The organism is Candidatus Pantoea gossypiicola, from assembly GCF_008632075.1.
Lineage (GTDB): Bacteria > Pseudomonadota > Gammaproteobacteria > Enterobacterales > Enterobacteriaceae > Pantoea > Pantoea gossypiicola.
Map to the genome: position 1 here is coordinate 1 of NZ_VWVM01000047.1, position 3,509 is coordinate 3,509.

Here is a 3,509-nt window from a genome sequence, read left to right on the forward strand (position 1 = left end):
AGTAATCACTGTTTTACAAAGCACTTTGCTGATAATGATGATGAATCGCTGCTCTATGAAGATAGTGAAAGGTATTTTTGCCGAGAACGTTATGAAGGATCTTTGCTGCTGCCGGGACTTATTCCTACCCTGATTGAACGAAATATCTTGTTAGCTCTAACGATGTTCGAGCATCGCGAGTCTTTCTTCTATCTCGAGGAATTCCATATGGGTGTTGAGTATCGACTGTTTTTTGACATCTCGATAAGCAACCATCCAGCAAGCGATATCAGACTCAAGATCAAAAGCGCATATCCTCAGGAGCCTTGGGCTGATGCAGTAGGATCTGCCGGACATTTCAATTTTTGGCGGGTAGTAGATGCACGTTTAGCAGGGGAAAAACTGGCTCTAAAAGCACAGCAGAGAAGGCGACGCAGATAGCAAAAAGGGCAACTCTCAGAGTCACCCTTTTCTTATGCTAGATACTACAAATTCAATGTTAGGTGGAGGTCATTGGTTATCGCGGCGCGGCCTGCGACCCTGTTCGGGTTGACGCTAACGTACTTCCTGAGAAGTCCCACGTATCGCTAGTGATATCAATTTTAATACTATGCTATTAAACGCGCAACCTTTAGTTGACGGGTTCGTCAAAGCTACTGATATCTAAGCTCAGCATTGGTTAGAGAGGAACTAGAGAAGACAAAATTTCGCTCCTCCAAGCTTCGCGGATCATCTTTGGAGTGCAGATATCGATTTGAACTCCAAGCATGTCGGTTAGCTCGTTTGCAGCTCCATTTAAGTCAAATAGCGAGGTTTTCTCTCCTATATCAACCATAAGGTCGAGATCGCTATTCTCATTGTCAGTACCCCTAGCCACCGAGCCGAATACACGAGGATTGCTCAGCCCATACTTCATACAGGTTTGACGAATAAAGTCACGGTGTAGTGCAAGAGCTTTGGAAGGTTTCATAAGTCCAAATCTCTCCGGTTCTCTGATATCAAATCCCGGTAGTGCCTCATCTGGTCAATCGCATCCATTCTGGCTTGGTCCATTGTCTTGTATTCAGCGAGCAGGCTTTCAAACCTTTGTTTGTAGCCATCCCGCGCTATCTCAGCCGCATACCGGATTTGCCGTTCCTCACGAAGCTCCTGTTTCACCTGGTCAGCTTGAGCGATTAACGCATCAGCCTCACTGATTTTACGGGCAAGAAACGCCTCCCTATGTTTCATAGCCTTTTCACGCTCTAGGAAAGCCTCCAGCGCGTTTTTTACCTCTTCGTAAGCTTCCGGCCTGATATTCCCGAACATCGTCTTAGAAGCCGTTTCAGGCCCATTATTTTGGATCGTCGAATAGAAGCGTGAAACGGTTTGATGTTTGGCTTTACTGCCCTCGATTCCACGTCTTAAACCATGCTGTTTGCCTACCCGATCAGCAAAATCAGTCTGCATCTGACGCAATGCACCGCGATCACCAAGGAATTTACGACAGTTGAGCTTACCTGCGTCATCTTTCGGCATCACGTAAACCGCCAAATGTGGTGTCAGTTCATCCCTGTGCACAGCACCGCAGAAGACGTTTTCAGCCCCGTGCTTCTCTTTCAGCCACTCGAGAGCGTCTGACAGGTAAGCATCCTGTTCTGGCCTGCTTTTCCTCTGCATCGCTTCAGGGCTGGCTGTAATTAGGTATTCAAGCGCCAGGACAGCGTTTTTACGCACTTTTTCAGGAATCCGGCTTCTGAACTCCTTCATTGCCTCAGCCGTGGATTCAGCGCCATAGAGCGTATTTGACGCCAGCCGGTCGGGATCTGCGTTTGGTGTCAGCTGCTCACGAAAGGTATGGCGCAGCGAACCAAGGATCGCTACTTCTGACTTCAGCTTTTTGACCCTCAGTATTGCGTATTCAGTCATTCGCTCCGCGCCCCAATTTTTCAATTGTGGACTCACTCCACAATTTACTGCGTAATTTGTTAGTTCGCCCACATTACCGTGGGGTTATTCTTGGCGCAAGCGCAACAGGCCGGGGATTAACCCGGCTCGGGAAGTGCGTTAAGAACGTATTGCCAATACGGCGATTTGACTATCAAGATGCACGAGAATGTATTCGCCGATATCGAACACTATTTCCTCTGCACCTAATAGTTCTACTGTGATCATTGCCATAGCCATGCTCCTGTAGGTGATGGCTATATCGCCACCGGGACGTAAGCCGCATCTGCCGCCTACCAGGTATTTATTGCTGAATCTTTTTCAGGCCTTAAAAGGGCCAAAAATGGCCCTTTTTGAACGGCGTCTTTCAGGTGGGGAGCGACGCTCTGCGCCACTCCCCACCCCTAACAAGCTTGTTTAATATGGGATTCGTCAAGGGTATATGAACTCGCTACGCTCGCCCTTGACGAAATCAAGCACTGATATCGCTTTTAAAAGAGTAAGAACCGCTCGCCGCAAGACTCGATTAGGGAGCCGCAAAGCGGCGAGTCTGTCGGGTCGAGGAAGCGGAAATTCACAGATGCCTAAGTAGTCTCTTTACACTCGATCTAGATATAGAAAAGGTCCACTTGTAACTACTTGAATTTATGTCTCTAAAAAAAAAGGCAGTCTCACAGCTAGTGACACTGGTGAGTCTCACTAGCTGTGAGACTCAGTTTGATTATTTGTATCTCTGGTGATACAACCTATGTCACGTGTGACACTCACAGGCTCAAAATACCGATGGAAAAGAAGGGAAAAGAGATTACAGAGTCTCATGACTCGGATAATCATAATTTTGTTCAGGTCAGTCGCGCTTATATGAAGGAGTGGCGGCTATTAACACGGAAAAATGCCCTAGCTTCCGAGATTTTACTGTACTTAGTTGAGTACATGGGAAGAACCACAAACGCAGTCGTGTGCAGTTATTCAACACTTATGGAAGTGACGGGGGTTTCACGAGCTTCTGTAGCTAGAGCTGTAAAAATTCTTAAAGAAGATCGGTGGATGGAGGCAGTAAAAATCGGTAATGCTACAGCTTACTGTGTTAATGCTAAGGCGTTTTGGCAAGCTGGCCGTAATCAAAAGAAATATGCAGTTTTCCAAGCAACTGTCATCGCTTCATCAAGCGATCAAGATTCTGATTTCCTTGAAAAATCGAAGCAAGATTTACGATATATTCCGTTCGTTGGTAGCAAGGAAAGAGCATTAGTAGGAAATGACGAGCTTCCGCCGCCAGACCAACGGGATCTCGACCTTAACTAAATAAAAAACACTGCTTAGCTAGTTTTTACGGATGATTTTTATGAATTGGAATGATTTCACACACAACAAGATTTCATACTCATTTAGCCATCTAAATCCTCGAGTTGTAAGCGTAACTCGAGCTGCTACTAATAACTTCCCGGCGAAGACAGTTCGTTTTTTTGTCTCATACAGTAATCACTGTTTTACAAAGCACTTTGCTGATAATGATGATGAATCGCTGCTCTATGAAGATAGTGAAAGGTATTTTTGCCGAGAACGTTATGAAGGATCTTTGCTGCTGCCGGGACTTATTCCTA

Annotated in this window: 5 protein-coding genes; 3 read left to right on the top strand and 2 right to left on the bottom strand. The window is 46.0% G+C overall.

From position 1 onward, the window contains the following. The coding region (locus tag F3I20_RS23770) for a YjaZ family protein (protein ID WP_150059946.1) at positions 1-420 on the top strand (420 nt) is incomplete at its 5' end. 238 nt (positions 421-658) lie between these two features. Here the strand turns inward: F3I20_RS23770 and F3I20_RS23775 are convergent. Beyond that, complete coding sequence (locus F3I20_RS23775; protein WP_150059947.1) at positions 659-949, bottom strand: nucleotidyltransferase family protein; 291 nt, start codon at positions 947-949, stop codon at positions 659-661. Next, positions 946-1,887 carry a MobV family relaxase gene (gene mobV, locus F3I20_RS23780; protein ID WP_150059948.1) on the bottom strand — a complete coding sequence of 314 codons (942 nt, stop codon included), beginning with the start codon at positions 1,885-1,887 and terminating at the stop codon, positions 946-948. Before mobV ends, F3I20_RS23775 begins: the two co-directional genes overlap by 4 nt. An 801-nt stretch (positions 1,888-2,688) precedes the next feature. On the opposite strand from mobV, the gene F3I20_RS23790 reads away from it, so the two are divergent. Beyond that, complete coding sequence (locus F3I20_RS23790; RefSeq protein ID WP_190286184.1) at positions 2,689-3,210, top strand: replication/maintenance protein RepL; 522 nt, start codon at positions 2,689-2,691, stop codon at positions 3,208-3,210. A 40-nt stretch (positions 3,211-3,250) separates the two neighbouring features. Continuing rightward, positions 3,251-3,509, top strand: a 259-nt coding sequence (locus F3I20_RS24310) for a YjaZ family protein (protein ID WP_505538530.1), incomplete at its 3' end; no start/stop codon positions are given.

What these genes read in the sequence shown, in the direction of transcription:
- F3I20_RS23775 (WP_150059947.1), bottom strand. Translation starts at nt 949, where the DNA reads ATGAAACCTTCCAAAGCTCTTGCACTACACCGTGACTTTATTCGTCAA.
- F3I20_RS23790 (WP_190286184.1), top strand. Translation starts at nt 2,689, where the DNA reads ATGGAAAAGAAGGGAAAAGAGATTACAGAGTCTCATGACTCGGATAAT.
- mobV (WP_150059948.1), bottom strand. Translation starts at nt 1,887, where the DNA reads ATGACTGAATACGCAATACTGAGGGTCAAAAAGCTGAAGTCAGAAGTA.